General features: G+C 70.2%; 3 protein-coding genes. All 3 read left to right on the top strand.

Annotated features, from left to right (window positions below):
- Nucleotides 1–729 (top strand): P1 family peptidase (locus AC1DOC_RS28785; protein ID WP_478131029.1); only part of this gene is annotated, 729 nt, incomplete at its 5' end.
- A gap of 7 nt (nt 730–736) precedes the next feature.
- Entirely contained in the window at nt 737–2,131 is a 1,395-nt protein-coding gene (locus AC1DOC_RS28780) for a TAXI family TRAP transporter solute-binding subunit (RefSeq protein ID WP_018905531.1), read from the top strand.
- A 34-nt stretch (nt 2,132–2,165) separates the two neighbouring features.
- Nucleotides 2,166–2,591, top strand: a 426-nt coding sequence (locus AC1DOC_RS28775) for a MerR family transcriptional regulator (protein WP_478131028.1), incomplete at its 3' end; no start/stop codon positions are given.

Genomic DNA, 2,591 nt, shown 5'->3' with positions numbered 1-2,591 from the left:
CGCTTCGGCACCCTGCCCATCGTGCCGGCCGCCGTGCTGTTCGACCTGCCCATGGGCGATGCGCGCATCCGCCCCGACGCCGCCGCCGGCTATGCGGCCTGCGAGGCGGCCACCCGCGATGCGCCGGAAGAAGGCAACGTGGGCGCCGGCAGCGGTGCGCTCGTGGGCAAGCTCTTCGGCGTGCACCGCGCGATGAAGGGCGGCATCGGCACCGCCTCGGTCACCGTGGGCGGCGTGACGGTGGGCGCGCTGATCGCGGTCAATGCGCTGGGCGACGTGATCGACCCCGACACCGCGCAGCCGGTGGCCGGCGCGCGCACCGAGGACGGCCGCGCGCTGCTCGACACCCGCCGCGCGCTCTTGCGCGGCGAGCTGCCCAAGCCCCTGCTCGCGGGCACCAACACCACGCTCGGCGTGATCGCGACCGATGCAGTGCTGACGAAGGTGCAGGCCAACCGCCTCGCCAGCGTGGCGCACGACGGCCTGGCGCGCGCCATCAACCCGGTGCACACCATGAGCGACGGCGACACGCTGTTCGCGCTGGCCACCGGCCGCATTCCGCTCGAAGGCCCCGGTGCCGAATCCCGCCCCGGCATGACCGTGCTCGGCACCATGGCGGCCGAAGCGGTGGCGCGCGCCACCCTGCGCGCGGTGCTGGCGGCGCGCTCCGTCACCGTTGGCGAGCTGCACGTGCCGTGCGCGGCCGATCTCGCCGCAACGAAAGGTTGAGTACCCCATGGCCATGCCCAAGACACTGAAGCTGATCCTGCTGTCGATCCGCGACCTGATCGCCTCGGCCGGTCCCGTCGTGTTCCTCGTGATCGGCCTCCTGATTGCCGCCTACTGGTGGCTGCAGCCGCAGCCGCCCAAGCATGTGACGCTGGCGACCGGCCCCACCGGCAGCGCCTATTCGCAGTTCGGCAAGCGCTATGCCGAGCTGCTCAAGAGCAGCGGCATCGAGGTGGAGCTGAAGGCCACCACGGGCTCTTCCGAAAACCTCGAACTGCTGCGCAGCGGCGGCGCCGACGTGGGCTTCGTGCGCGGCGGCAGCGCCGACCCGGTGGCCGACGAGGAAGCCGGCCTCACCTCCCTCGGCAGCCTGTTCTTCGAGCCGATCTGGCTCTTCTACCGCGCCGACAGCGCGCAGAAGATCGACCGCAAGACGGCCACGCTGACTTCGCTCGCCCAGCTGCGCGGCCTGCGCGTGAACGTCGACCTGGCGGGCAGCGGCCTGCCCGAGATCATGGAAAGGCTCTTCAAGGCCAACCACCTCGAGCCCGATGCGCTGCTGCTTTCCAACCTCGAACAGGCGGCCGCGGCCGAAGCGCTGCAGGCCGGCCTGCTCGATGCCATCGTGCTGTCCTCGGCGCCGCAGTCGCCACAGGTGCAGCGGCTGCTGCGCGCGCCCGACATCAAGCTCATGGACTTCGGCCAGGCCGATGCGTACACGCGGCGTTTTCCGTTTCTCTCGGCGGTGACGCTGCCGCGCGGCGTGGTCGACCTGTCGAAGGACCTACCGCCCACGGACGTCTCGCTGCTCGCGGCCACCACCTCGCTGCTCTCGCGCGACAAGACCCACTCYGCGCTGCGCCAGCTCTTCGCAGAGGCCGCACAAAGCGTGCACAGCGACGCCGGCTGGTTCAACCGCGCGCGCGACTTTCCCAACACGCGCACCAGCGAACTGCCCGTGAGCCCCGAGGGCGACCGCGCCATCAACGGCACGCCGCCGTTCTGGCAGCGCTACCTGCCGTTCTGGGCCAGCAACCTGATCGAGCGCATGTGGCTGGTGCTCGGCGGCCTGCTGGTGCTGATGCTGCCGCTGAGCCGCGTGGTGCCGCCGCTCTACCAGTTCCGCGTGCGCCGCCGCGTGTTCCGCTGGTATGCGCGGCTGCGCGACATCGAGGCCAAGGTCGATGCGCGCCAGGGCGGGCGCGACGAACTGCTCGACGAACTCGAGGAGCTCGACCGCGTGGTCAACAAGGTGGCCGTTCCGCTGTCGTATGCCGACGAGCTCTATGCGCTGCGCAACAACATCCACACGGTGCAAAGGCGCGTGCAGATGCGCTGGCCGCAGCCCGGCGATTTCGCGCCCCGCACACCGCCGACCGAAGAAGCCGCAAAAAGCGCTTGACTTGGAGCGCGCTCCAACTTCGAGAATTCCCGCCATGGAAGTCCACCTGACCATTGCGGAAGTCGCGCGGCGCACCGGCCTCACGGCCGACACGCTGCGCTACTACGAGCGCATCGGACTGATCGCCGCGGTGCCCCGTGCACCGGGCGGCCAGCGCCGCTACGCGAGCGCCGACCTGGACTGGCTGGCCTTCCTGTTGCGCCTGCGCGAGACCGGCATGCCCATCCAGGGCATGCAAGCCTTCGCCAGGCTTCGAAGCCAGGGGGACGCCAGTGTCGGGGAGCGGCGCCAGATGCTCGAACAGCATCTTGCCGAAGTCCAGGCCAAGGTGGCGGCGCTGCAGCAATCCATGCAGGCGCTGTCGCTGAAGATCGCGCACTACCGCGCCATCGACAGGAAGCGTCCCTCGTCAACGGGCACAGCCCCCGAAGGAAAGACGAGCGATGACCCACCCACAAGC

The organism is Variovorax sp. 01T439_2 (assembly GCF_056398445.1).
This window is presented reverse-complemented; position numbering and strand designations above follow the sequence as displayed.